At 66.9% G+C, this 23,082-nt stretch carries 17 protein-coding genes and 1 pseudogene; 17 read left to right on the forward strand and 1 reads right to left on the reverse strand.

The features are described 5' to 3' along the window. The first annotated feature begins 109 nt into the window (after window positions 1–109). The 15 genes from AB0I69_RS21435 to AB0I69_RS21505 all read left to right on the forward strand — a co-directional run bounded on the left by AB0I69_RS21435 (window position 110) and on the right by AB0I69_RS21505 (window position 19,668). Window positions 110–2,734 (forward strand): valine--tRNA ligase, encoded by a 2,625-nt coding sequence (locus tag AB0I69_RS21435; protein ID WP_363097222.1) that lies wholly within the window; start codon window positions 110–112, stop codon window positions 2,732–2,734. 183 nt (window positions 2,735–2,917) lie between these two features. Beyond that, the gene (locus AB0I69_RS21440) at window positions 2,918–4,405 is read left to right on the forward strand and encodes a folylpolyglutamate synthase/dihydrofolate synthase family protein (RefSeq protein WP_363097223.1); all 1,488 of its coding nucleotides are present in this window, start codon (window positions 2,918–2,920) and stop codon (window positions 4,403–4,405) included. Window positions 4,406–4,410: 5 nt separating this feature from the next. Further along, on the forward strand, window positions 4,411–4,776 hold the full coding sequence (locus AB0I69_RS21445) for a DUF4233 domain-containing protein (RefSeq protein WP_363097224.1): 366 nt from the start codon (window positions 4,411–4,413) through the stop codon (window positions 4,774–4,776). 99 nt (window positions 4,777–4,875) lie between these two features. After that, entirely contained in the window at window positions 4,876–5,289 is a 414-nt protein-coding gene (ndk, locus tag AB0I69_RS21450) for a nucleoside-diphosphate kinase (protein ID WP_363097225.1), read from the forward strand. Between the two features lie 276 nt (window positions 5,290–5,565). Beyond that, entirely contained in the window at window positions 5,566–6,585 is a 1,020-nt protein-coding gene (locus tag AB0I69_RS21455; protein WP_363097226.1) for a rod shape-determining protein, read from the forward strand. A 178-nt stretch (window positions 6,586–6,763) separates the two neighbouring features. Next, entirely contained in the window at window positions 6,764–7,696 is a 933-nt protein-coding gene (gene mreC / locus AB0I69_RS21460; RefSeq protein WP_363097227.1) for a rod shape-determining protein MreC, read from the forward strand. Window positions 7,697–7,717: 21 nt separating this feature from the next. Beyond that, window positions 7,718–8,386: a rod shape-determining protein MreD gene (gene mreD / locus AB0I69_RS21465; protein WP_363097228.1), complete on the forward strand. Its 669-nt coding sequence runs from the start codon at window positions 7,718–7,720 to the stop codon at window positions 8,384–8,386. A gap of 79 nt (window positions 8,387–8,465) precedes the next feature. Beyond that, complete coding sequence (mrdA, locus tag AB0I69_RS21470; RefSeq protein ID WP_363097229.1) at window positions 8,466–10,730, forward strand: penicillin-binding protein 2; 2,265 nt, start codon at window positions 8,466–8,468, stop codon at window positions 10,728–10,730. Then, on the forward strand, window positions 10,727–11,923 hold the full coding sequence (rodA, locus tag AB0I69_RS21475; RefSeq protein WP_363097230.1) for a rod shape-determining protein RodA: 1,197 nt from the start codon (window positions 10,727–10,729) through the stop codon (window positions 11,921–11,923). Before mrdA ends, rodA begins: the two co-directional genes overlap by 4 nt. An 88-nt stretch (window positions 11,924–12,011) precedes the next feature. Further along, window positions 12,012–13,541 (forward strand): CYTH and CHAD domain-containing protein, encoded by a 1,530-nt coding sequence (locus tag AB0I69_RS21480; protein WP_363097231.1) that lies wholly within the window; start codon window positions 12,012–12,014, stop codon window positions 13,539–13,541. A 78-nt stretch (window positions 13,542–13,619) separates the two neighbouring features. Beyond that, window positions 13,620–15,590 carry a TIGR03960 family B12-binding radical SAM protein gene (locus AB0I69_RS21485; protein ID WP_363097232.1) on the forward strand — a complete coding sequence of 657 codons (1,971 nt, stop codon included), beginning with the start codon at window positions 13,620–13,622 and terminating at the stop codon, window positions 15,588–15,590. Window positions 15,591–15,962: 372 nt separating this feature from the next. Next, window positions 15,963–16,364 carry a hypothetical protein gene (locus AB0I69_RS21490; protein WP_363097233.1) on the forward strand — a complete coding sequence of 134 codons (402 nt, stop codon included), beginning with the start codon at window positions 15,963–15,965 and terminating at the stop codon, window positions 16,362–16,364. Further along, the gene (locus AB0I69_RS21495) at window positions 16,352–16,846 is read left to right on the forward strand and encodes a hypothetical protein (protein ID WP_363097234.1); all 495 of its coding nucleotides are present in this window, start codon (window positions 16,352–16,354) and stop codon (window positions 16,844–16,846) included. Before AB0I69_RS21490 ends, AB0I69_RS21495 begins: the two co-directional genes overlap by 13 nt. After that, window positions 16,843–17,286 carry a hypothetical protein gene (locus AB0I69_RS21500; RefSeq protein ID WP_363097235.1) on the forward strand — a complete coding sequence of 148 codons (444 nt, stop codon included), beginning with the start codon at window positions 16,843–16,845 and terminating at the stop codon, window positions 17,284–17,286. The genes AB0I69_RS21495 and AB0I69_RS21500 overlap by 4 nt, the downstream gene beginning before the upstream one ends. Before the next feature lie 1,467 nt (window positions 17,287–18,753). After that, a complete protein-coding gene (locus AB0I69_RS21505) occupies window positions 18,754–19,668 on the forward strand; it encodes an aminoglycoside phosphotransferase family protein (protein ID WP_363097236.1) in 915 nt (304 codons plus the stop codon). 3 nt (window positions 19,669–19,671) lie between these two features. Here AB0I69_RS21505 and AB0I69_RS21510 read toward each other — a convergent pair. Beyond that, window positions 19,672–20,403 (reverse strand): annotated as a pseudogene (locus AB0I69_RS21510) (sporulation protein); the annotation flags it as partial. Window positions 20,404–20,508: 105 nt separating this feature from the next. Between AB0I69_RS21510 and AB0I69_RS21515 the strand changes: the two are divergent. After that, window positions 20,509–21,747, forward strand: coding sequence for an IS256 family transposase (locus AB0I69_RS21515; protein WP_363097504.1), 1,239 nt, complete (start codon window positions 20,509–20,511; stop codon window positions 21,745–21,747). 498 nt (window positions 21,748–22,245) lie between these two features. Beyond that, entirely contained in the window at window positions 22,246–23,073 is an 828-nt protein-coding gene (locus tag AB0I69_RS21520; RefSeq protein ID WP_363097237.1) for a hypothetical protein, read from the forward strand. Window positions 23,074–23,082 lie beyond the last annotated feature (9 nt).

Below are 23,082 nucleotides of genomic sequence, written 5' to 3' on the forward strand. Positions count from 1 at the left end.
TGTTCCCGACATCCTGGCGCAGCCACAGGAACCACATGGCATTGGGGGGCGCACCGTTACAGAACAAACGCGTTTCGGGACACCCCTGCGACACCCCTAAACTGGGCGCGTGACCGAGAACGCTCAGCAGCAGCCATCAGCGCCCGACTCCGAACTGCCGACCCAGTACGCGCCGGCCGACGTAGAGGGGCCGCTGTACGAGCGCTGGGTGGAGCGGGGGTACTTCGAGGCGGACGCGAAGAGCGAGAAGCCGCCGTACACCATCGTCATTCCGCCGCCGAACGTCACGGGCAGCCTGCACCTCGGGCATGCCTTCCAGCACACGCTGATGGACGCGCTGACCCGCCGTAAGCGCATGCAGGGTTTCGAGTCGCTGTGGCTGCCGGGCATGGACCACGCGGGCATCGCCACCCAGAACGTCGTCGAGCGCGAGCTCGGCAAGGAGGGCAAGTCCCGCCACGACCTGGGCCGCGAGGCGTTCGTCGAGCGCGTCTGGCAGTGGAAGGACGAGTACGGCGGCAAGATCCTCGGCCAGATGCGCCGGCTCGGCGACGGCGTCGACTGGAGCCGCGAGCGCTTCACCATGGACGAGGGCCTGTCCCAGGCCGTCCAGACCATCTTCAAGCGGCTCTACGACGACGAGTTGATCTACCGCGCCGAGCGCATCATCAACTGGTGCCCCCGCTGTCTCACCGCGATCTCCGACATCGAGGTCGAATACCAGGACGACGACGGCGAGTTGGTCTCCATGAAGTACGGGGAGGGGGACGACACCATCGTCGTCGCCACGACCCGTGCCGAGACGATGCTCGGCGACACCGCCGTCGCCGTCCACCCCGACGACGAGCGGTACAAGCACCTCGTCGGCCGGCACATCAAGCTGCCGCTCACCGACCGCACCATCCCGGTCGTCGCCGACACCCACGTCGACCCCGAGTTCGGCACCGGCGCCGTCAAGGTGACCCCGGCGCACGACCCGAACGACTTCGCGATCGGCCAGCGTCACGGCCTGGAGTCGCTGACCGTCATGGACGAGCGCGGTGTCATCACCGTGCACGGCCCGTTCGAGGGCCTGGACCGCTTCGAGGCGCGTTCCGCGATCGTCGCCGCGCTGCGCGCCGAGGGCCGGATCGTCGCGGAGAAGCGGCCGTACGTCCACTCCGTCGGCCACTGCTCCCGCTGCAAGACGACCATCGAGCCGCGCCTTTCCATGCAGTGGTGGGTCAAGGTCGCCCCGCTCGCGAAGGCGGCCGGCGACGCGGTCCGTGACGGCCGCGTCAAGATCCACCCCCAGGAGATGGAGAAGCGCTACTTCGACTGGGTCGACAACCTTCACGACTGGTGTATTTCAAGGCAGTTGTGGTGGGGTCACCGCATCCCCGTCTGGTACGGCCCGGACGGCGAGGTCGTCTGCGTCGGCCCCGACGACGAGCCGCCCACCGGTGAGGGCTGGACCCAGGACTCCGACGTCCTGGACACCTGGTTCTCCTCCGGCCTGTGGCCCTTCTCGACCCTCGGCTGGCCCGAACAGACCCCGGATCTCAAGAAGTTCTATCCGACCGACGTCCTGCTCACCGGCCACGACATCATCTTCTTCTGGGTCGCCCGGATGATGATGTTCGGCCTGTACGCGATGGACGGTGAAGTCCCCTTCAAGACCATCGCGTTGACGGGTCTGGTCCGCGACCAGTTCGGCAAGAAGATGTCCAAGTCCTCGGGCACCGCGGTCGATCCGCTGGACTGGATGAACGCGTACGGCTCCGACGCCGTCCGCTTCACCCTGGCCCGCGGCGCCAACCCCGGTACGGACGTGCCGATCGGCGAGGACTGGGTCCAGGCCTCCCGGAACTTCGCCAACAAGATCTGGAACGCCACGCGCTTCGCGCTCATGAACGGCGCGACGATCGAGGGCGACCTTCCGCCGGCCGAGAAGCTGTCGGCCACGGACCGCTGGATCCTCTCCCGCCTGAACGAGACGGTGACTCAAGTCGACGCGCTCTACGACGACTTCCAGTTCGCCAAGCTCTCCGACGCCCTCTACCACTTCGCGTGGGACGAGGTCTTCGACTGGTACGTCGAGCTCTCCAAGACGACGTTCATGGCCGGCGGCGAGCCCGCGAAGGTCTCCGGCCGCGTCCTCGGCGAGGTCCTCGACGTCACCCTGAAGCTCCTCCACCCGATCGTCCCGTTCGTCACGGAGACCCTCTGGACGACCCTGACGGGCGGCGAGTCGGTGGTCGTCGCCGAGTGGCCGAAGGACTCGGGCTTCCGTGACACGGCTGCCGAGCGTGAGATCGAGACGCTCCAGCAGGTCATCACCGAGGTCCGCCGTTTCCGCGCCGACCAGGGTCTCCAGCCCGGCCAGCGCGTCCCGGCCCGCCTCACCCTGGACGGCACGGCTCTCGCACCTCACGAGGCCGCCATCCGCCAGCTGCTGCGCCTCCAGCCGGAGGGCGACGCCTTCGCGGCGACGGCCACCCTGCCGGTCGGCGGTGCCACGGTCGCCCTCGACCTCTCCGGCACGATCGACGTCGCGGCGGAGCGGAAGCGCCTCGCGAAGGATCTGGCGGCGGCGGAGAAGGAGAAGGCCCAGGCGACGGCCAAGCTCGGCAACGAGGCGTTCCTGGCGAAGGCCCCGGACAACGTGGTCGAGAAGATCCGCGGCCGCCTCACCAAGGCCGACGAGGACATCGAGCGCATCAAGGCCCAGCTGGAGGGCTTGCCGCAGGCGTAAGGGTTTGTAGTCGGGTGGGGGCCCCGGTGCGTATTCAGCACCGGGGCCCTTCGCCTGCCATCGGGCGCCGGGACCTTTCAGCACCGGGCGCCCTCCCGTACCTAAGGGGCGCGGGGAACTGCGCGACCAGCCCCCACCGGGCCCGCGGACGAAAGACAACCCAACCTCCGTAGACTGACTGGCGTGACCGACAGCGACCCCTTCGACGAGATCATCGACGCCGAGACCGACCGCGACCCCGACCTCGCGGTCATCGAGGCCGGCAGCCGCACCCTCCGCACCCAGGGCACCGGCGCCCCCCAGGCAGACGTACCCGGCCGCCCGGAAGACCCCGAGGTGGACAAGGCCCTCCGCGACGTGGAGGCGGACCTCGCCACCCGCTGGGGCGAGACCAAGCTGGAGCCGTCGGTCAGCCGTATCGCCGCGCTGATGGACGTCCTGGGCGACCCGCAGCGGTCGTACCCCTCGATCCACATCACGGGGACGAACGGCAAGACGTCCACGGCCCGCATGATCGAGGCGCTGCTCGGCGCCTTCGAACTGCGCACCGGCCGCTACACCTCCCCGCACGTCCAGTCGATCACCGAGCGCATCAGCCTCGACGGCGCCCCGATCTCCGCCGAGCGGTTCATCGAGACGTACGAGGACATCAAGCCGTACGTCGAGATGGTCGACGCGCAGCAGGAGTTCCGGCTGTCCTTCTTCGAGGTGCTGACCGGCATGGCGTACGCGGCCTTCGCGGACGCGCCTGTCGACGTGGCCGTGGTCGAGGTCGGGATGGGCGGGTCCTGGGACGCCACCAACGTCATCGACGCCGATGTCGCCGTAGTCACCCCCATCGACCTCGACCACACCGACCGCCTCGGCGAGACGACCGGCGAGATCGCCACCGAGAAGGCCGGGATCATCAAGCAGGACGCGACCGTGATCCTGGCGCAGCAGCCGGTGGACGCGGCGCAGGTGCTGCTGAAGAAGGCTGTCGAGGTCGACGCGACCGTGGCCCGTGAGGGGCTCGAATTCGGGGTCGTGTCGCGGCACGTCGCCGTCGGCGGGCAGCTCATCAATCTGCGCGGCCTCGGTGGCGAGTACGAGGAGATCTACCTCCCGCTGCACGGGCCGTACCAGGCGCACAACGCAGCCGTCGCGCTCGCCGCCGTAGAAGCCTTCTTCGGGGTGGGTGCGCAGCGGCCCGATCCGCTCGCGATCGACACCGTGCGGAAGGCCTTCGCGTCCGTCACCTCGCCGGGGCGGCTGGAGGTCGTGCGGCGGTCGCCGACCGTCGTGCTGGACGCTGCGCACAACCCCGCGGGCGCCCGTGCAACCGCCGAAGCCGTCGCCGAGGCCTTCGACTTCAGTCGGCTGATCGGCGTCGTGGGCGCGAGCGGCGACAAGAACGTGCGCGGGCTGCTCGAAGCCTTCGAGCCGATGTTCGCCGAGGTCGTCGTCACGCAGAACTCCAGTCATCGCGCGATGGACGTGGACGAGCTGGCCGCGATCGCCGTCGAGGTGTTCGGCGACGAGCGCGTGCAGGTCGAGCCGCGGCTGCCCGACGCCCTGGAGGCCGCGATCACGCTGGCCGAGGAGGACGGCGAGTTCGCGGGCGGCGGGGTGCTCGTGACCGGTTCCGTCATCACCGTGGGTGAGGCCCGACTGCTCCTGGGGAGGGGCTGACTTCCGTGCGTGTGCTCTGTTCCTCGACCTTGATCGGCGAGTTCTTCGTGATCGGCTTCGCCGGGCTGGTGGCCATGAAGGAACCCGACCTGGCCACCTCCACCGTGTGGACGGTCAGCGGCATCGCGATGTTCCTGTCCGTCGCGCTGTGCGGCGTGGTGACCCGGCCGGGCGGCATCGCGCTGGGCTGGGCGCTGCAGATCGCGCTGATCGCGGCGGGCTTCGTCGTGCCGTCCATGTTCTTCCTCGGGGCGATCTTCGCGGCCCTGTGGTGGGCCTCCGTCCACTACGGCCGGAAGATCGACGAGGCGAAGGCGAGGTTCGCGGCGCAAGCGGCGCAGGCCGCCTCCACTACACCTGACGCTGCGTAATGGACGCATGGACACGCCCTGTAGCCTCGGGTTTGTCGTGAGACGACTGTGACACGACCGTGAGTCGACCCGCACATCATGATCCGAAGGAGTCCCGTCGTGACCCAGCGCACCCTCGTCCTGCTCAAGCCCGACGCCGTACGTCGTGGTCTGACCGGCGAGATCATCAGCCGGATCGAGCGCAAGGCCGGCTGGCAGATCACCGCGCTGGAGCTGCGCACCCTGGACCAGGACACCCTGGAGCAGCACTACGGCGAGCACAAGGGCAAGGTCTTCTACGAGCCGCTGGTGGAGTTCATGGCCTCCGGCCCTGTCGTCGCCCTGATCGTCGAGGGCGACCGGGTCATCGAGGGCGTACGCCAGTTGGCCGGTCCGACCGACCCGATCGCCGCCGCGCCGGGCTCGATTCGCGGGGACTTCGGGGTCATCGTGCGGGAGAACCTGATCCACGCCTCGGACTCGGAGGAGTCCGCCCAACGTGAGGTGAAGATCTTCTTCCCCGGGCGGGCCTGAATCTCCATCAGTAACCCACATGCCTGACCAGGGACGGCCGCGATTTTCCGGCCGTCTCTTGGCATATGCGTGCCGATCGGGGGAACGAGTGCCCCCGTTGGGCCGTCTCCACAAGCGAGGCGGTGCCTCACATGCTGACAATGGCGAAGACCCTCGCGCAGTGTTCGTGATGGCGCGTCTACGATGGAAGCCTTCACGTCACTGCACCCACTTCGCCGACCTGAAAAGCCCTCAAAAGCTCCCAGGAAGGCCAGACGAATCCTGATGGGGAACTCAATGTCGTTCATCGGCCGTGACATGGCTGTCGACCTCGGGACCGCCAACACGCTGGTGTACGTCAGGGGTCGCGGGATCGTACTCAACGAGCCGTCCGTCGTCGCGATCAACACCAACACCGGTGGAATTCTCGCGGTCGGCGCGGAGGCGAAGAAGATGATCGGGCGCACGCCCGGCAACATCGTTGCCGTGCGTCCGCTGAGGGACGGTGTCATCGCCGACTTCGAGATCACCGAGCGCATGCTCCGCTACTTCATCCTGAAGATCCACAAGCGGCGCTATCTGGCCCGCCCCCGTGTCGTCGTCTGTGTGCCCTCGGGCATCACGGGCGTCGAGCGCCGTGCCGTCATCGAGGCGTCGTCCCAGGCCGGCGCCCGCCAGGTGCACATCATCGAGGAGCCCATGGCCGCGGCCATCGGTTCCGGCCTGCCGGTCCACGAGGCCACGGGCAACATGGTGGTGGACATCGGCGGCGGCACCACGGAGGTCGCGGTCATCTCGCTCGGTGGCATCGTCACCGCCCAGTCCATCCGCGTCGCGGGCGACGAGTTGGACAACGCGATCATCCAGCACATCAAGAAGGAGTACTCACTCCTTCTCGGTGAGCGGACGGCCGAACAGATCAAGATCACGGTCGGTTCGGCGTACGACCTCGACACTGACGAACACACCGAAATCCGCGGCCGGGACCTCGTCTCCGGCCTGCCCAAGACCGTCGTCATCTCCGCGGCCGAAGTCCGCAAGGCCATCGAAGAGCCGGTCAACGCGATCATCGACGCCGTGAAGACGACCCTCGACAAGTGCCCGCCGGAGCTGTCCGGCGACATCATGGACCGCGGAATCGTTCTGACCGGCGGCGGAGCCCTGCTGAAGGGTCTCGACGAGCGGCTGCGCCGGGAGACCGGTATGCCGATCCACATCGCCGAGGACCCGCTGGACAGCGTGGCGCTCGGCTCCGGCAAGTGCGTCGAGGAGTTCGAGGCACTCCAGCAGGTTCTGGACGCCCAGCCGCGCAGATGACGTAACGCTTCGATTCCGCCGTACGGGATGATCTCCTCTCGTGCGGCGGATCGTTGATACGGAGGCATAGGCTCCGACATAAGCCTCCGTATCCGTCTGCGCGTACAACACGTGCACGTACAACACCTGCATACCCGAACCTCTGCACATTTCTATGAGGAAGGCACGGCCGCCGCACGTGAGGGACACACGAGAGAGCCGGCTGCTCCTGGTGCTGCTGATCGCCGTCGCGTTCGCGCTGATCACGGTGGACATCCGGGGAGGGCAGGACTCGCCGGTCGAGGGTGCCCGCCGGGCCGCGGCCACCGTGTTCGGTCCGATCGAGAACGGTGTGTCGTCCGCCGTCAACCCGGTCGGTGACGCGGTCTCCGCGGTCCGCGACTCCGGTGAGCGGCACGACCGGCTCGCCGTCCTGGAGAAGGACAACGCGGCTCTCAAGGCGAAGCTCGGCAGCGACGACCGCAACCGCAGCCGCCTGAACCAGCTGGACAAGATGCTGAAGGTGGCCGGCGAGGGCCAGTACGGGATCAAGGGCGCCCAGGTCATCGCGATAGGAGCCGCCCAGAGCTTCTCGTGGACGATCACCATCGACGTCGGCGCCAACGACGGCATCAAGCGCGACATGACCGTCCTGAACGGCAACGGCCTCGTGGGCCGGGTGACCACCGTCGGACCCGACGCCTCCACCGTGCTCCTCGCCAACGACCCCGACTTCACCGTCGGCACCCGCATGGAGGGCAGCGACGAACTCGGCTTCGCCTCCGGTGAGGGCGACGGCCCGCTGCGCGTCGAACTCCTCAACGGCAAGGCTGAGGTGCAGAAGGGCGACCGTCTTGTCACCTTCGGCTCGCAGGGCGACAAGCCGTTCGTGCCCGGCGTCCCGGTCGGTGTCGTCTCGCGCGTCGACCCCTCCGGCGGCGGCCTGACCCGCACGCTGTACGTCACGCCGTACGTCAACTTCACCAAGCTCGACATCGTCGGCGTGGTCGTGGAAGCCCCGAAGAAGGACCCGCGCGACACGGTCCTGCCCGCGAAGCCCAAGCCGACCCCGATCCCTACGGTGACCGTCACGGTCACCCCGTCCGCGAGCGCTTCGGCCACCGGCCAGTAACAGCAGTAGGAGCTCAGCCCCATGCGTGTCAACCGGATCCTGCTCTCCGTGCCGCTGGTCGTCGTCGCCCTCGTGATCCAGGTGAGCGTCCTCGCCCGCCTCCACCTCCCGGGCGCCGTCCCCGACCTGCTGCTCCTCACGGTCCTCGGCCTGGCCATGGTCTACGGCCATGTCACGGGCGCCCTCATCGGCTTCGGCGCGGGTCTCCTCGCCGACCTGGCCCCGCCCGCCGACCACGCGGCCGGCCGCTACGCCCTCGTGCTCTGCGTCATCGGCTACCTCGCGGGCCTCGCGAAGCCGGAGAACGGCCGCCTCAAGTCGGCCACCGGCCCGATGGCCGTCGTGGTCGCCGCCGCGATCGGCGCCACCCTCCTCTACGCCGGTGTCGGCGCCCTCGTCGGCGACACCGCCGCCCGCCATGTGGGCCTGGGCAGCCTGCTGTTCACGGCCTCCCTGTACGACCTGCTGCTCGCCCCGTTCGTCGTCCCGGGCGTCATGGCGCTGGCCCGGCGCGCCGACAACGACCCGCTCGCCGAGACCAACGCCGCCAAGTCGGCCGACATCTCCTCGGGTTGGCTCTCCTCCGGCACCGGCCTGAAGATCGGCGGCCAGCGCGGCGGCCTGCGGATGAAGACCGCACGCGCGCGCGTGGCCCGTGCCGGGCGCATCAAGGGGGTCAAGCGGCTGTGAGGGCAGGGGAGTTGGCGTACCGCCGCACAGGTAGGTCGTATATGACTCATACACACATCGAGAGGGGGAGGCAGCACAAGTGACCAACATCCCGGAGACCGGTCGGACTCCACGGGTTCAGATCAGGCTCGTCGTCATCCAGATCCTCGTCCTCTCCCTCCTCGGCACCCTCGGCGGGCGCCTCTGGTACCTGCAGATCCGTGAGGGCGCCGCGTACCAGAAGGAAGCGTCCGGCAACCACGTCCAGCAGGTCGTCGAGCCCGCGGTGCGCGGTTCGATACTGGACGCGCGCGGTGTGCCCCTCGCCGACAACGAGACCCGGCTCGTGGTCTCCGCCTCCCGTACCGACCTGTTGAAGCAGGCGGACGACGGCAAGGCCGTCCTCACCAAGCTGGCCGGCGTGCTGGGTCTGAAGCCCGAGGACGTCATCCAGAAGGTCCGGCTGTGCGACGCGAAGACCCCGCAGCCCTGCTGGAACGGCTCGCCCTACCAGCCCATCCCGATCACCGACAAGGCCACCGCCAAGCAGGCCCTGCAGATCCGTGAGCGCGCCGAGGACTTCCCCGGCGTCACCGCCGAGCCCGAGGCCGTCCGCCGTTACGCGGCCCCCGGTGACGCCAACGCGGCCCAGGTGCTGGGCTATCTCTCGCCGGTCACCGACAGCGAGATCACCCAGGCCAAGGACTCCGACTCGCCGTATCTGCGCTCCGACCAGGTCGGCCGCTCGGGCCTGGAGCGCGAGTACGACAAGGAGTTGCGCGGCAAGGCCGGCGTCACCCGCTACGAGGTGGACAACCTCGGCCGCGTCATCGGCAAGGCCAAGTCCGATGCGGCGCAGCCCGGTTCGAACCTCGTCACCAGCATCGACGCCCGAGTGCAGCGCGTCGCCGAGTACCAGCTCGACAAGGCGATGAAGACCGCCCGCGAGCAGTTCGACAAGATCACCGGCGAGAACTACAAGGCCGACTCCGGTGCCGTGGTCGTGATGGAGGCCAAGACCGGCCGGATCGTCGCCATGGCGTCCGCGCCGACGTACGATCCGAACGTCTGGGTCGGCGGCATCTCCGCCAAGGACTACAAGCAGCTCACCGGCAAGAACTCCGACTACCCGCTCCTCAACAGGGCCATACAGGGTCAGTCGGCGCCCGGTTCGACGTTCAAGGTGGTCTCCACGGCCGCCGCGGTCGAGGCCGGCTACACGTGGGACGGCGGCTACCCCTGCACGAGTTCGTACTCGGTGGGCGGCCAGGTCTTCAAGAACTTCGAGGGCGAGAACTTCGGCCCCATCTCGCTGGGCCGCGCGCTCGAAGTCTCCTGCGACACGGTCTTCTACGGTCTCGCGGACGCCCAGTGGAAGAAGGACGGCGGCATCAACCCGAAGAAGGGTGAGCCGAAGGACTACTTCTACAAGGCGGCCCACCAGTTCGGCCTCGGCAAGACGACGGGCGTCGACCTCCCGAACGAGGTCACAGGCCGCGTCCCGGACCGCAAGTGGAAGCAGCAGACCTACGAGGCCAACAAGGCCTACTGGTGCAAGACCGGCAAGAAGGACGGCACGTACGTCGAGAAGATCGCCTACGAGAACTGCCTCGAAGGCAACAAGATGCGTGAGGGCGACTCGATCAACTACTCCATCGGCCAGGGCGACACCCTCGTCACGCCGATCCAGGAGGCCATGATCTACGGCGCCCTCGCCAACGGCGGAACCGAGTACGTCCCGACCATCGGCAAGGCGATCGTCAGCGCCGACGGCAAGACGGTCCAGGAGATCAAGCCGCAGGTGAAGGCGAAGCTGCCGATCAGCGCGGCCACGCACAAGGGCATCGACAAGGCCCTCGCGGGCGTGGTCACCAGCGGTACCGCGGCCTGGAAGTTCCAGGGCTGGCCGCAGGACAAGATCACGCTGCACGCCAAGACGGGTACGGCGGAGGTCTACGGCAAGCAGACCACCTCCTGGTTCGCCACGTACACCAAGGACTACACGGTCGTCATGACGATCGCGCAGGCCGGTACGGGTTCCGGCGCCTCCGGTGAGGCCGTGCGCAACATCTACAACGCGATGTACGGCGTCCAGGCCGACGGCTCCATCGACAAGAAGAAGGCGCTGCTGCCCACGCCGCAGACGAGCCTCCCGAAGGTCCGCGCGGACGGCACGATCGCCTCCCCGAAGATCACCGCCGACCCGGCCAAGGAGCTGGAGAAGCAGCAGGAGAAGGCGACCGAGCAAGGCGTCACCGCCGCGGACAACGGCCAGCAACCGGCCACCTCGCCCTCACCGTCCACCACCAACAGCAACACCCGTAGGCGTCCGCGCAGAAGGGGAAACCGGAGGATGCTCACATGACCGGCAACAGCTTCTCCGTCTCCGGATACGGGCCCGACCGGGCCGGCTGGACGCGGGTCTTCGCCCGTGACTCGCTGGCCCGCCGGCTGGACTGGCCGATACTGCTGTCGGCGATCGGCCTGTCCCTGATCGGCTCGCTGCTGGTCTTCTCGGCGACCCGCAACCGCACCGAGATCAACCAGGGCGACCAGTACTACTTCCTGATCCGGCACCTCATGAACACCGGCATCGGCATCGCCCTGATGATCGCCGTCGTCTGGATCGGCCACCGCACCCTGCGCGTCATCGTCCCCTTCCTGTACGGCGCCTCGGTGTTCGGCATCCTGCTGGTGCTCACCCCGCTGGGCTCCACGGTCAACGGCGCGCACTCCTGGATCGTGCTCGGCGGCGGCTTCTCGCTCCAGCCCTCGGAGTTCGTGAAGATCACGATCATCCTGGGCATGGCGATGATCCTCGCCGCCCGGGTCGACGCGGGCGACAAGCCCTACCCCGACCACCGCACGGTCCTCCAGGCCCTCGGCCTCGCCTCGGTCCCGATGATGATCGTCATGCTGATGCCCGACCTCGGGTCGGTCATGGTCATGGTCATCATCGTGCTCGGCGTGCTGCTGGCCTCCGGCGCCTCCAACCGCTGGATCTTCGGCCTGCTCGGCGCGGGCACCCTGGGCGCGATCGCGGTGTGGCAGCTGCACTTCCTGGACGAGTACCAGATCGCCCGCTTCGCCGCCTTCGCCAACCCGAGCCTCGACCCGGCCGGCGTCGGCTACAACACCAATCAGGCCCGCATCGCGATCGGCTCCGGCGGCCTCACCGGCGAGGGCCTCTTCCACGGCTCCCAGACGACGGGCCAGTTCGTCCCCGAACAACAAACAGACTTCGTGTTCACCGTCGCGGGCGAGGAGTTGGGCTTCGTCGGCGCGGGCCTGATCCTCATCCTCCTCGGCATCGTCCTCTGGCGCGCCTGCCGCATCGCCCGCGACTCGACCGAGCTCTACGGCACGATCGTCGCCGCCGGAATCGTCGCCTGGTTCGCCTTCCAGGCCTTCGAGAACGTCGGCATGACCCTCGGCATCATGCCGGTCACCGGCCTGCCACTGCCCTTCGTGTCGTACGGAGGCACGTCGATGTTCGCGGTGTGGGTGGCGGTGGGGCTGCTGCAGTCGATCCGGGTGCAGAGGCCCATGTCCGCCTAGCCGTTACCTGTCCATTCGCCCGAGTTTCCTCGATGTTCATTCCGGACGCCCTCTGCCATCCTGGCTCGTCAGGAACTAGATTCAGGTCATGGCGGACACAAAGCGCGAAATCGAGCGTAAGTACGAGTCCGACGAGAGCGGTCTGCCCGACCTGACCGGCGTCGCCGGGGTCAAGGCCGTCATCGACAAGGGCGTCGCGCAACTGGACGCCGTCTACTACGACACGGCCGACGAGCGCCTCGCCGCGGCCTCGATGACCCTGCGCCGCCGCACCGGCGGCTCCGACGCGGGCTGGCACCTGAAGGTGCCGGTCGCGCCCGGTGTCCGCGACGAGATCCGGGAACCGCTCTCCGACACCGTGCCGCGCAGCCTCGCCGCCCTGACCCGCTCCCGCGTGCGCGAGGCCGAACTGCGCCCCGTCGTACGGCTGCGCTCCGACCGCGACGTACGCCACCTCGTGGACGCCGAGGGCAAGCTCCTCGCCGAGGTCAGCGTGGACGCCGTACACGCCGAACGCCTCACCGAGGGCGGCGGCACCGTCCAGTGGACCGAGATCGAGGTCGAACTCGCCGACGACGGCGACCCGGACTTCCTCGACACAGTGGAGAAACGGTTGCGCAAGGCGGGCGTCCGCCCGTCCGCCTCGGCCTCCAAACTGGCGCGGGCGCTGCAGGAGACGTCTCGCCCGTCGGGGTCGGGAAAGAAGAAGCGCAAGGCGCCGCCGTTGCCCGAGGAGCCCGCGGTTCCCGTCACCGCCGGCGACCACGTCCTCGCGTACGTCCGCGCCCAGCGCGACGCGATCCTCGAACTCGACCCGGCCGTACGGCAGGACGCCTACGACTCCGTGCACCGCATGCGCGTCGCCACCCGCCGGATGCGCAGCACCTTCCGCTCCTACGGCAAGGTCCTCGACCGCGGGGTCACCGGCCCGATCGGCGAGGAACTGAGATGGCTGGCGGGCGAGTTGGGCGTGGACCGCGATCGGGAAGTCATGACCGAGCGGCTCACGACAGTCCTCGGCGAACTGCCCCGCACCCTGGTCTCCGGCCCGGTCCGCACCCGCCTGCGCACCTGGGCCAAGGCCCGGCACGGCGGATCGCGCCGCCGGCTGATCGGCGTCCTGGACTCCAAGCGCTATCTCGCACTCCTCGACACCCTCGACGCCGTGGCCGCCGACCCGCCCCTCCTGAAGGACGCCGGCGGCACACCGGAGAAGGTGATCGCCAAGGCCGTACGCAAGGACTTCGGAAAGGTCTCCGCCCTCGTGGAGGAGGCGATAGAGGCGCCGCCCGGCGCGGACCGTGACCTCGCCCTGCACGAGGCCCGCAAGAAGGCCAAGCGGACCCGGTACGCGGCGGAGGCGGCCACTCCGGCCCTCGGCACTCCGGCCCGTGCCCTCGCCAAGTCCATGAAGTCCCTGACCAGCCTGCTCGGCGAGCACCAGGACAGCGTCATGGTCCGCGAGACCCTGCGCGAGCTGTCCGCGGTGGCGCATGCGGCGGGGGAGAGCTCGTTCACGTACGGGGTGCTGTACGGGCGCGAGGAGCAGCGGGCGGCGGCAGTGGAGGCGGCGCTGCCGGAGATGTGGAGGGAGATCGGGGCCGAGACGGCCGTCTGAGCGTACGGGGGAGTCCCCCGATCGCGTTAGGCTGGATGGTCACCCGTCCGTTCAGTCCCGCTCACGAAGGTTCGCGAGATGCCTGCCGAAGTCGCTGCGGCCGCAGAGTCCGTTTTTCCGCAGCTCGAAGCCCTGCTCCCGCAGGTGCAGAAGCCGATCCAGTACGTCGGCGGAGAGCTCAACTCCACGGTCAAGCCGTGGGAGTCGTGCGATGTCCGCTGGGCCCTCATGTACCCGGACGCGTACGAGGTCGGCCTCCCGAACCAGGGCGTCATGATCCTCTACGAGGTCCTGAACGAGCAGGAGGGCGTCCTCGCCGAGCGCACGTACAGCGTGTGGCCGGACCTGGAGGCGCTGATGCGGGAGCACAAGGTCCCGCAGTTCACGGTGGACAGCCACCGCCCGGTGGGCGCGTTCGACGTGTTCGGCCTCAGCTTCTCCACCGAACTCGGCTACACGAACATGCTGACGGCCCTGGACCTGGCGGGCATCCCCCTGGAGTCGAAGGACCGGACGCTCGACGACCCGATCGTGCTGGCCGGCGGCCACGCGGCCTTCAACCCCGAGCCGATCGCCGACTTCATCGACGCGGTGATCATCGGCGACGGCGAGCAGGCCGTACTGGACATGACGAAGATCATCCGCGGCTGGAAGGCGGAGGGCCGCCCCGGCGGTCGCGAGGAGGTCCTCTTCCGCCTGGCGAAGACCGGTTCGGTCTACATCCCGGCCTTCTACGACGTCGAGTACCTGCCGGACCACCGCATCGCGCGGGTCGTACCGAACAAGAGCGGTGTCCCGTGGCGGGTGAGCAAGCACACGGTCATGGACCTCGACGAGTGGCCGTACCCCAAGCAGCCGCTGGTCCCGCTCGCCGAGACGGTCCACGAGCGCATGTCGGTCGAGATCTTCCGCGGCTGCACGCGCGGCTGCCGCTTCTGTCAGGCGGGCATGATCACCCGCCCGGTCCGTGAACGCTCCATCACGGGCATCGGCGAGATGGTCGAGAAGGGCCTCAAGGCGACGGGCTTCGAGGAGGTCGGCCTGCTGTCCCTCTCCTCGGCGGACCACTCGGAGATCGGCGAGATCGCGAAGGGCCTGGCGGACCGCTACACGGAGGACAAGGTCGGCCTGTCCCTCCCGTCGACCCGCGTGGACGCCTTCAACGTCGACCTGGCGAACGAACTGACGCGCAACGGCCGCCGCTCCGGCCTCACCTTCGCCCCCGAGGGCGGCTCGGAGCGCCTCCGCAAGGTCATCAACAAGATGGTGTCCGAGGAAGACCTCATCCGCACGGTCTCGACGGCGTACGGCAACGGCTGGCGTCAGGTGAAGCTGTACTTCATGTGCGGCCTGCCGACGGAGACCGACGAGGACGTCCTCCAGATCGCCGACATGGCGATGAAGGTGATCGCCGAGGGCCGCAAGGTCTCCGGCCAGAACGACATCCGCTGCACGGTGTCGATCGGCGGCTTCGTCCCCAAGCCCCACACCCCCTTCCAGTGGGCACCGCAGCTCTCGGCGGAGGAGACGGACGCCCGCCTCACGAAGCTCCGCGACAAGATCCGCGGCGACAAGAAGTACGGCCGCTCGATCGGCTTCCGCTACCACGACGGCAAGCCCGGCATCGTCGAGGGCCTGCTCTCGCGCGGCGACCGCCGTATCGGCGCGGTCATCCGCGCGGTCTACGAGGACGGCGGCCGCTTCGACGGCTGGCGCGAGCACTTCTCCTACGACCGCTGGATGCGCTGCGCCGAGAAGACGCTGCCCGCCTTCGGCGTGGACGTCGACTGGTACACGACCCGCGAGAAGACCTACGAGGAGGTCCTCCCCTGGGACCACCTCGACTCCGGCCTCGACAAGGACTGGCTCTGGGAGGACTGGCAGGACGCCCTCGACGAGACGGAGGTCGAGGACTGCCGGTGGACGCCGTGCTTCGACTGCGGGGTGTGTCCGCAGATGGACACTTGGCCACAACTGAGCGACAGTGGGAAGAAGTTGCTGCCGTTGACGGTCAAGAAGGACGGTCCGGCCGGCGGACACACGCACTGACGTGAGCGACGCGTTGGGGCGGATCGCTGAGGTGCTGGGGGACGGCGGCGAGGAAGAGGTGGCTGCCGTCCTGAGGATGCTCGGTGCGCAGAGCGGGCGGCGGGCAATCGTGCAGGAGACGCCGAGAACGCCCCTGCCGCCCCCTGGAGGCTTGGCGACTGTCCATTCCGAGGTGGAGTGGGTCTGAGGGGCGGCGGGCCGAGACAGCGTCGTGCACGGGCTTGGTTGATCACCGTCACCTACGTCCCTCACGGCGACCAGCCTTATCCGCAGCCATGAGTGCTAGGCATGCCATCAACGACTACGCCCCGCTACCGTTGGTGCGTCGTCGACTCGGGCAACGACGCCCCACGGGTCCGGTAGTTTGGTCTTGTGACAGATGTTCTGGTGGGGGATCTGATGATTGCGCGATTCGCCCCGTACAGTGCGGAAAAGATCAAGGAAAAAGCAGAGCGTGACTACGAGCGGTTGCGCCTTGAGGGCAAGGCCCCGTTCTATGGGATCTCCACGTACGCCATCGTGCGCCCGGACGAGGAGACAACCGTTGAGGATCTGATCACACACATCTGTCAGACCGTGAAGATCAACGGTAGGAAAGTCGCTGTGACTACCCGGCGACACCTTGAGGCAGAGGGGTTCCGAGTGGAACGCTCAGAGCCTCCACGGCATCATCATGACGTGATCCTGGGCAACGAACTGCGCGACAGCGACGTTAAAAGGTTGGAAGCCGTTTTGAAGGCCGACATCAGGAGTAACCCTTCATGGGCAAGGTAACGGAAACCTCCACCCGCCCCCGCGTGCGCATCGAGATCGATCTGAACTCTCGCGACGAGGAGGGGCGTGTTCCTGCGTACATCGAGGACGCCGACGGCTTCATTCAGGCGGGCGACGTCGTCACGGCCTTCGAATCCGAGGATGAAGTCGCCGCACCGGCAGTCGTCAAGAAGATCGCACACGGCTTCGCCTATCTGGACGTCGACTGGGACGCAATGACAGAAGACCGTCCGCAGCCAGTAGCTCACCCCTTCACTGCCGCCCTCGCCGACAACCGCAGCGCGACCTCCTCTGGCGCCAGCTGGGTGCCCGTCAAGATCAAGCAGATGGTGACCCCCATACTGGCGACAGCCGCTGCCTTCGCTGCGGCCACGTCCGGTGCAGCGGTCACCGGTGCGCCCGGCATGAATACGCAGAACCCTGTCAACTCCATCTCAGTGCGTGACGTGACGACAGCCATGGAAGCAGGCGACACAGCGTGAAGCTCAACATGGCAGCCCTTTGCGACCGGGCAACCGTCAGAGAAGGGCTGCTGCACATCCTCGGGGCAGGCGTAACGCAGACGTCTCTCTCGTTGCCCGCCGCCGCAGACCTCGATCTCGCTGTATTGATTCGCGCAGAAGCACTGAACGAGCTCAGCGGCCAGCACCGCCTCACCGTCACGGTGCGGCACGAAGATGGCACCGAGGTCGGCAAGGTGCAGCTGGGGTGGGAGACACCCGATATGCAGGCGCAAGACGAGCTGGCGCTGTCCAAGCAACCCCTACCGCAACTTCCCATCTCCGTCCCCCTGCGCAGCCTCCTGCTGAATCAAGAGGGCGAGCACTACGTGCATCTGGACGTGGATGACACCGAACTGGCCACCGTGTCATTCAACGTCACCAAGGCGGATCTGCCCGGGGTCACCGTTCAGCTTCGATGATGTCCTGGTTACCCCACGCCGGCACGGAGATCACAGCGCTGGAAAAACGATCAGCACTGCTAAATCCCATGCCCGTAGTGCACTTGTGCCCACGCGCCACACCGACCCCCGCCCCGAGCGGGGGTTTTCGCTGTCGAGCCCGGGGGAACCTCGCTGCACCTGATCCGCGCCGCTGGCGATTCCAACGGGCCTGTCCACCACCCGCAGGAAGAGGCGGCTGCCGTCCTCAGGGCGCTCGGTGCGCAGGCGATCGTGGGGGAGACGCCGAGGACGCCCCTGCCGCTCTCTAGGGGCGCTTCAACCGCCACTCCGAAGTGGAGGGTCTGAGGGCTGACAGCTCGGCAGAGGGCCACATGCGGCGACTGTCGACCGAGTGGCTGCTCTCGGTTCGCGAGGGGTACTCGCTGGCCTCCTAGCTTTGCGATATCCCCCACGGAGGAGAGGCGGGCACGTCGGAATGCGAGCCACTCGTAGGCGGACCGCTGCCGAGCGGTCCTCAGTGGGGGGAGAGAGAGACCCGAGTGGTGGTCGTCCTCCTCAGGGCTGCGCCAGTCAGTGGACGTGAAACGGCCACCGTGACCCCAGGTGGGTGGGGCCGCGGCGGCCGATGGCGACGGGTACGTTGGTTTGCTTACCGCGTCATCCGAGACCTCACGTGGGTGACCACTTCACGAGCTGACACGTCCAAAATCGACCTCCGCCCGGATCCGGGATGGCTGCTTCCCTCGCCATCTGGGTGAGGCTGGCTCCCTCCCACTGCAGGCGGCGGTATGGCCCCGCCCTTGGCCGGGATCGCGAAGAACGGCATCAGCAGAGTGGTCGCGGCACTCACCGAGAGGGCGGTTGGCACGAACGACCATCCCAACCCAAAAACGCAAATACATGCAAGTGCATATATAAAAGACATTGTGGCCAAGAAGCACCGTTCGGCGAGATGGCGGGCTTCGATGATCCACAAAGTGGTCTGTAGTCCGATCAGGGCTCCCATCACGATGCTGAGCAAGAGAGCTTCATCAAGTTGTAGTCGATGAGTTGTGGTGGCCGACAGAACGAAGCTGACGAGTCCTGCGATCGCCAGCGCGAGAGTGTGTGGTGTCCTCATGGGGCCTCGATATTGATCGGTATGGCGGAGTGGAGCTGCAGTGCACTACATGATTGCTGCTTCATGTGACGCCTCCTTGGCCTGATTGATATGAAATATTCACGAACCCGTCACATGTAACGTTACTTTCGAGACTGCGCCTTGTGAATGGCATCACAATGACTACTTTGTGTTGTGGAGTGCGCACGTGGCCACTCCCGTGGAGGAGCCTCTACTTCGTCACCTCGCTGCTCCCTCGTAGTTGCCCGGTCTCGTACTGGACCGTTACTCCCCGATACGGTCGGGATCGTGTCCGGTGCACGCGGGTTGGTCACCCGTCGATGTGCACCGGTTGATCGCGCGCGACTAGGGGAGCTGGTACGGGCATGGCGGTTGACGCTGCTCGCACGGAAGAGGGGTTCACGTCGGCGAGGGCTACGCGGGTGATGGTCGCCGCGTGCCAAGCTGCGAGACTCGACGACAGAGGCGCGGAGCTGATCCGCCTCGGGGAGAACGCGCTGTTTCGGCTGGCCTCCGTGCCGGTGATCGTGCGTGTGGCTCGGGGAGAAGAGTGGTTGCCTACGGCTCGCGTCGAGGTGGCTGTGTCGCGGTGGTTGGAGAGGGAAGGGTTCTCGGCTGCTCGCATCATCGAGGATCTGGAGCAGCCGTTCTTGATCGATGGCCACCCGGTGACCTTCTGGCATCTGATCGTCGAAGGCGACCGCAAGGCAACGTATGGGGAACTGGGCGGCGTGTTGCGAGATCTGCACTCGCTGACCGTGCCGGAAGGCCTGGTACTCCCGTCGTTCGATCCCTTCGACAAGCAACAGCTACGGCTCGACCGTGCCGTGATCCCGGACGATGACAAGGTCTTCCTGCGAAAGCGGTGGCGGGAACTGCAAGACAAGTACGCCGAGTTGAGGTTCGAGACGCCCAAGGGGCCGGTGCACGGGGACGCTCATGTGCAGAACCTCATGGTCGACGACCAGGGACGCGTCATCCTCATCGACTTCGAAGCCTTCTGCTACGACCATCCTGAGTGGGATCTCATGGTCACGTCTGTCGAGCACTACAGCCTTGGGTGGCAGACCGACGAGCAGTACGCCGACTTCGTGGGCGCCTATGGACGGGACCTGCACGACTGGGAGGGGTACGAGACGCTGCGGGGCATTCAAGAGTTCGGTATGACGACGTGGCTGATGCAGAACGTGCAGGAGGACGAAGCGACGGCGGCCGAGTACCGCCGGCGTATCGCTGGTCTGCGCGATGACGACGGGCCGCGGGACTGGCGGCCCTGGTAGCGGCTACTCGTCGTCCTCGTCCAGGCGGTTGAGCGCGTCGCGCACCTTCTCGTTGAAGGCGGCCACGGTGGGGTTCGTGGCGTGCAGGCTGACTTCGTTTTGGAAGTCGGTGACGTAGCGCTGGAAGCGGTTGGACTGGAGGGAGTCGCCACCGTCGACTGCGAGGCTCGCGGTGGTGACGGCGGCTTCCAACTCGCCGTTGAGTAGCTGGCTTTGGGCGAGCACCATCCGGCAGAAGCCCAGGGTTCGGGCGTACTTGGGGTCGGTGCTGTCCACCGCTCGCTGGGCCTGGGCGACGGCGTCTCGGCGCATCCTGAGATCGCGGAAGCAGTGGCAGAGTTCGCCCATCAGTTCTGCGGAGTCGAAGTAGCTGATCCAGGCCGGGTCTTCGGCGGTGTGGGCGCGCTCGAAGTGGCGTTCGGCCTCGTTCATGGCGCGACCTGCCGCGTTGGGGTCGCCTGCGTTGGACAGGGCGCGGGCTTCCATCGCTGAGCTCAGCGCCATGACGCGGGGAGTCGCTCGGCCCTTGGCGCCCTCGACTGCGGCCCGGGCTAGTTGGATGGCTTGGGCGTGGTTCCCTAGGTAGTTGGCCTGGTGGCTGAGGTTGCCGAGGATGCGGGCGCCGAACATGCGGTCGTCGATGACTTGGGACAGGCGCAGTGTTGAGGTTAGGTATCGGTGGGCGAGTCGGTGGTTGCCGACGTCGTACGCGGTCCACGCGAGCAGCTGGGAGAGGGTCTGTACGCTCACCGGTGTAATTGATGATCATGGAAGAGACGTCAAGTGACTGACACCGTGACCGAGTTCGTGGACGCCGATGACCAGGCGGATCCGTCGCCCGTGGCCGCGACGGTCGAGCAGAGGCTGATCGACCAGCTCGTCGAGCAGGCCCGCAGCAAGGGGCTGCAGCTGACTGGCGAGGGCGGGCTGCTGCAGCAGCTGACCAAGAAGGTTCTGGAGTCCGCCCTGGAGGGCGAGATCACCGACCATCTCGGCTATGACAAGCATGATCCGGCGGGCAAGGACGGCGGCAACTCCCGTAACGGCACCCGTTCCAAGACGGTGCTGACGGACATCGGGCCGGTCGAGATCGACGTGCCCCGCGACCGGGAGGGCTCCTTCGAGCCGGCCATCGTCAGGAAGCGGCAGCGCCGGCTGACCGGCGTGGACGAGATGGTGCTCTCGCTGTCCGCGAAGGGCCTCACGCATGGCGAAATCTCCGCGCACCTGGCCGAGGTCTACGGCGCGGACGTGTCCAAGACGACCATCAGCACCATCACCGACAAGGTGATGGACGGCATGGCGGAATGGCAGAACCGGCCGCTCGACCGCGTCTACCCAGTCGTCTTCATTGACGCCATCAACGTCAAGATTCGCGATGGCCAAGTAGCGAACAGGCCGATCTATGTGGCCCTGGCGGTCACCGCCGAGGGACACCGCGACATCCTCGGCCTATGGGCCGGCGACGGCGGCGAAGGCGCGAAACACTGGCTTCGAGTGCTCTCCGAGCTCAAGAACAGGGGCGTCGAAGACGTCCTCATGCTGGTCTGTGACGGGTTGAAGGGGCTGCCCGACGCGGTCGGCGAGGTCTGGCCCCGAACTGTGGTGCAAACATGCGTGGTTCACCTGCTGCGGGCGTCGTTCCGCTACGCGGCCAGGCAGGACTGGGACAAGATCGCCAAGGCGCTCAAGCCCGTCTACACCGCGCCGACCGAGGACGCGGCCACGACACGGTTCCTGGAATTCGCCGAGACCTGGGGCAAGAAGTACCCGGCGATCGTCCGCCTCTGGGAGTCCAGCTGGCCCGAGTTCACACCTTTCCTGCAGTTTGATGCAGAAATACGCCGCATCGTATGCACAACGAACAGCATCGAGAGCGTCAACGCCCGTATCCGCAAGGCCGTCCGCTCCCGCGGGCACTTCCCCACCGAACAGGCCGCCCTCAAGTGCGTCTACATGGCCGTCATGAGCCTCGACCCGACCGGCGCCGGCCGCAAACGCTGGACCATGCGCTGGAAGGGCGCCATGAACGCCTTCGACCTCGCCTTCGACGGCCGCCTCACCGCAGGCCAACTCTAGCCACACCAAACCCAGTTACACCGCTCGCTTTACAGACCCGGCCGGAATTGCCGATGACCTCTCAGAGTCTCGACGGCTTGGCGCGGAGGCGACGAATGAGGGGGAGTGGTGCCGATAGCCGCCCCGCCTCAACATGAACTTCGGCAGTCTGGGGTCGAGGCGCTGCCCCGGTCTGGCAGTGACAGGCTTACCAGCCTGATCGAAAGCGAGATCGTGATTGTCGACGACGACGGCATGGAAGAGCCGTTTGACCCGGCGTCATGGTTCAGGCGGCCAACTGCCTCGTAGCCTGTGTTGATTGACGGTGAGTCTGGCGGAGGGTGTGGAGTGGCGGAACCAAGTGCAGCGCAGCGGCGGATCGTTGCAGGTGCCCGTAATGCGACTCGCATCCTCACTGTTGGGTCGGGGGTGGTTGTCGCTGTCATCGCTGCGCGGATCGTCACTAGTGGACAGTCTGTTCAGGTATCGACAGTTACGGTGCCTGTGAACAGATGCTGGTTGGCCCTGGCTGCGCTGACTGTGGCTCACATCTTCGTCTCGGTCTTCCTGGTACGCCACATTGAGCAGTACCTAGACACCCTTCCGTCCGGCACGCGGGCAGGCTGGGTCTTCGACGAGATCACTTCTGACGGTAACGGCTTTGTTCACGGTCTAGTGTCCCGCGCTGTGCCGCGTCGTCCTGGCGGGGTAGTGCATCGCATGTCTTGGGCCGATCCCTCTACTTGGGTGGCGTGCTTCTTCGCCGTCCTGGCTGTCCTGGCAGTTGTTCCCTGGCAGTGGGAGAAGAGCGGGCCAACCTGGAACGGCGGCATGTACATGCTTGCTGTCGCGATCGCCTTAGCGGTCGCCAACTGGTGGGCCGGTTCGTGGTGGCTGATCGCGTTGTCACGCTTGGAAGCCGTCCGGACCGAGGCGAACAAGCCGCCTCAGGGACGGATCACTCTTGCTGAACTTGTCGGAATGCGAAACGCGGCCGGATCTAGCCGCAGGTATTGGGAGGCGCGCCGAGATCAATTCCAATGGCTACTCCAGAGATACCGCAGGTTGGCTGCGTATCAAGTTGCGATTGTGGAGCCGGGTCGTCGAGGTTGGACCAATCAGAACGGAGCGCTCGCCCAGGCGATCACGACGACTGAGCGAGCGCAGTTGGCGAGCCTCTACCTGGCTCTTCAGTCCCGATATCCGGAAGCAGAGCTGCCGCTCACCCCTTGGTTCGTAACAGATGATGACCGCGGACAACGCGGGCGCGATTTCCCGATTGTCCATGTCATCCCGAAGCCCTCCCTGAGGGAGAGGTTCAGGATCACCTCGGTTCCGCTTGTGTGACCCCCAACA

The organism is Streptomyces sp. NPDC050508 (assembly GCF_040655155.1).
Classification (GTDB): Bacteria; Actinomycetota; Actinomycetes; order Streptomycetales; family Streptomycetaceae; genus Streptomyces.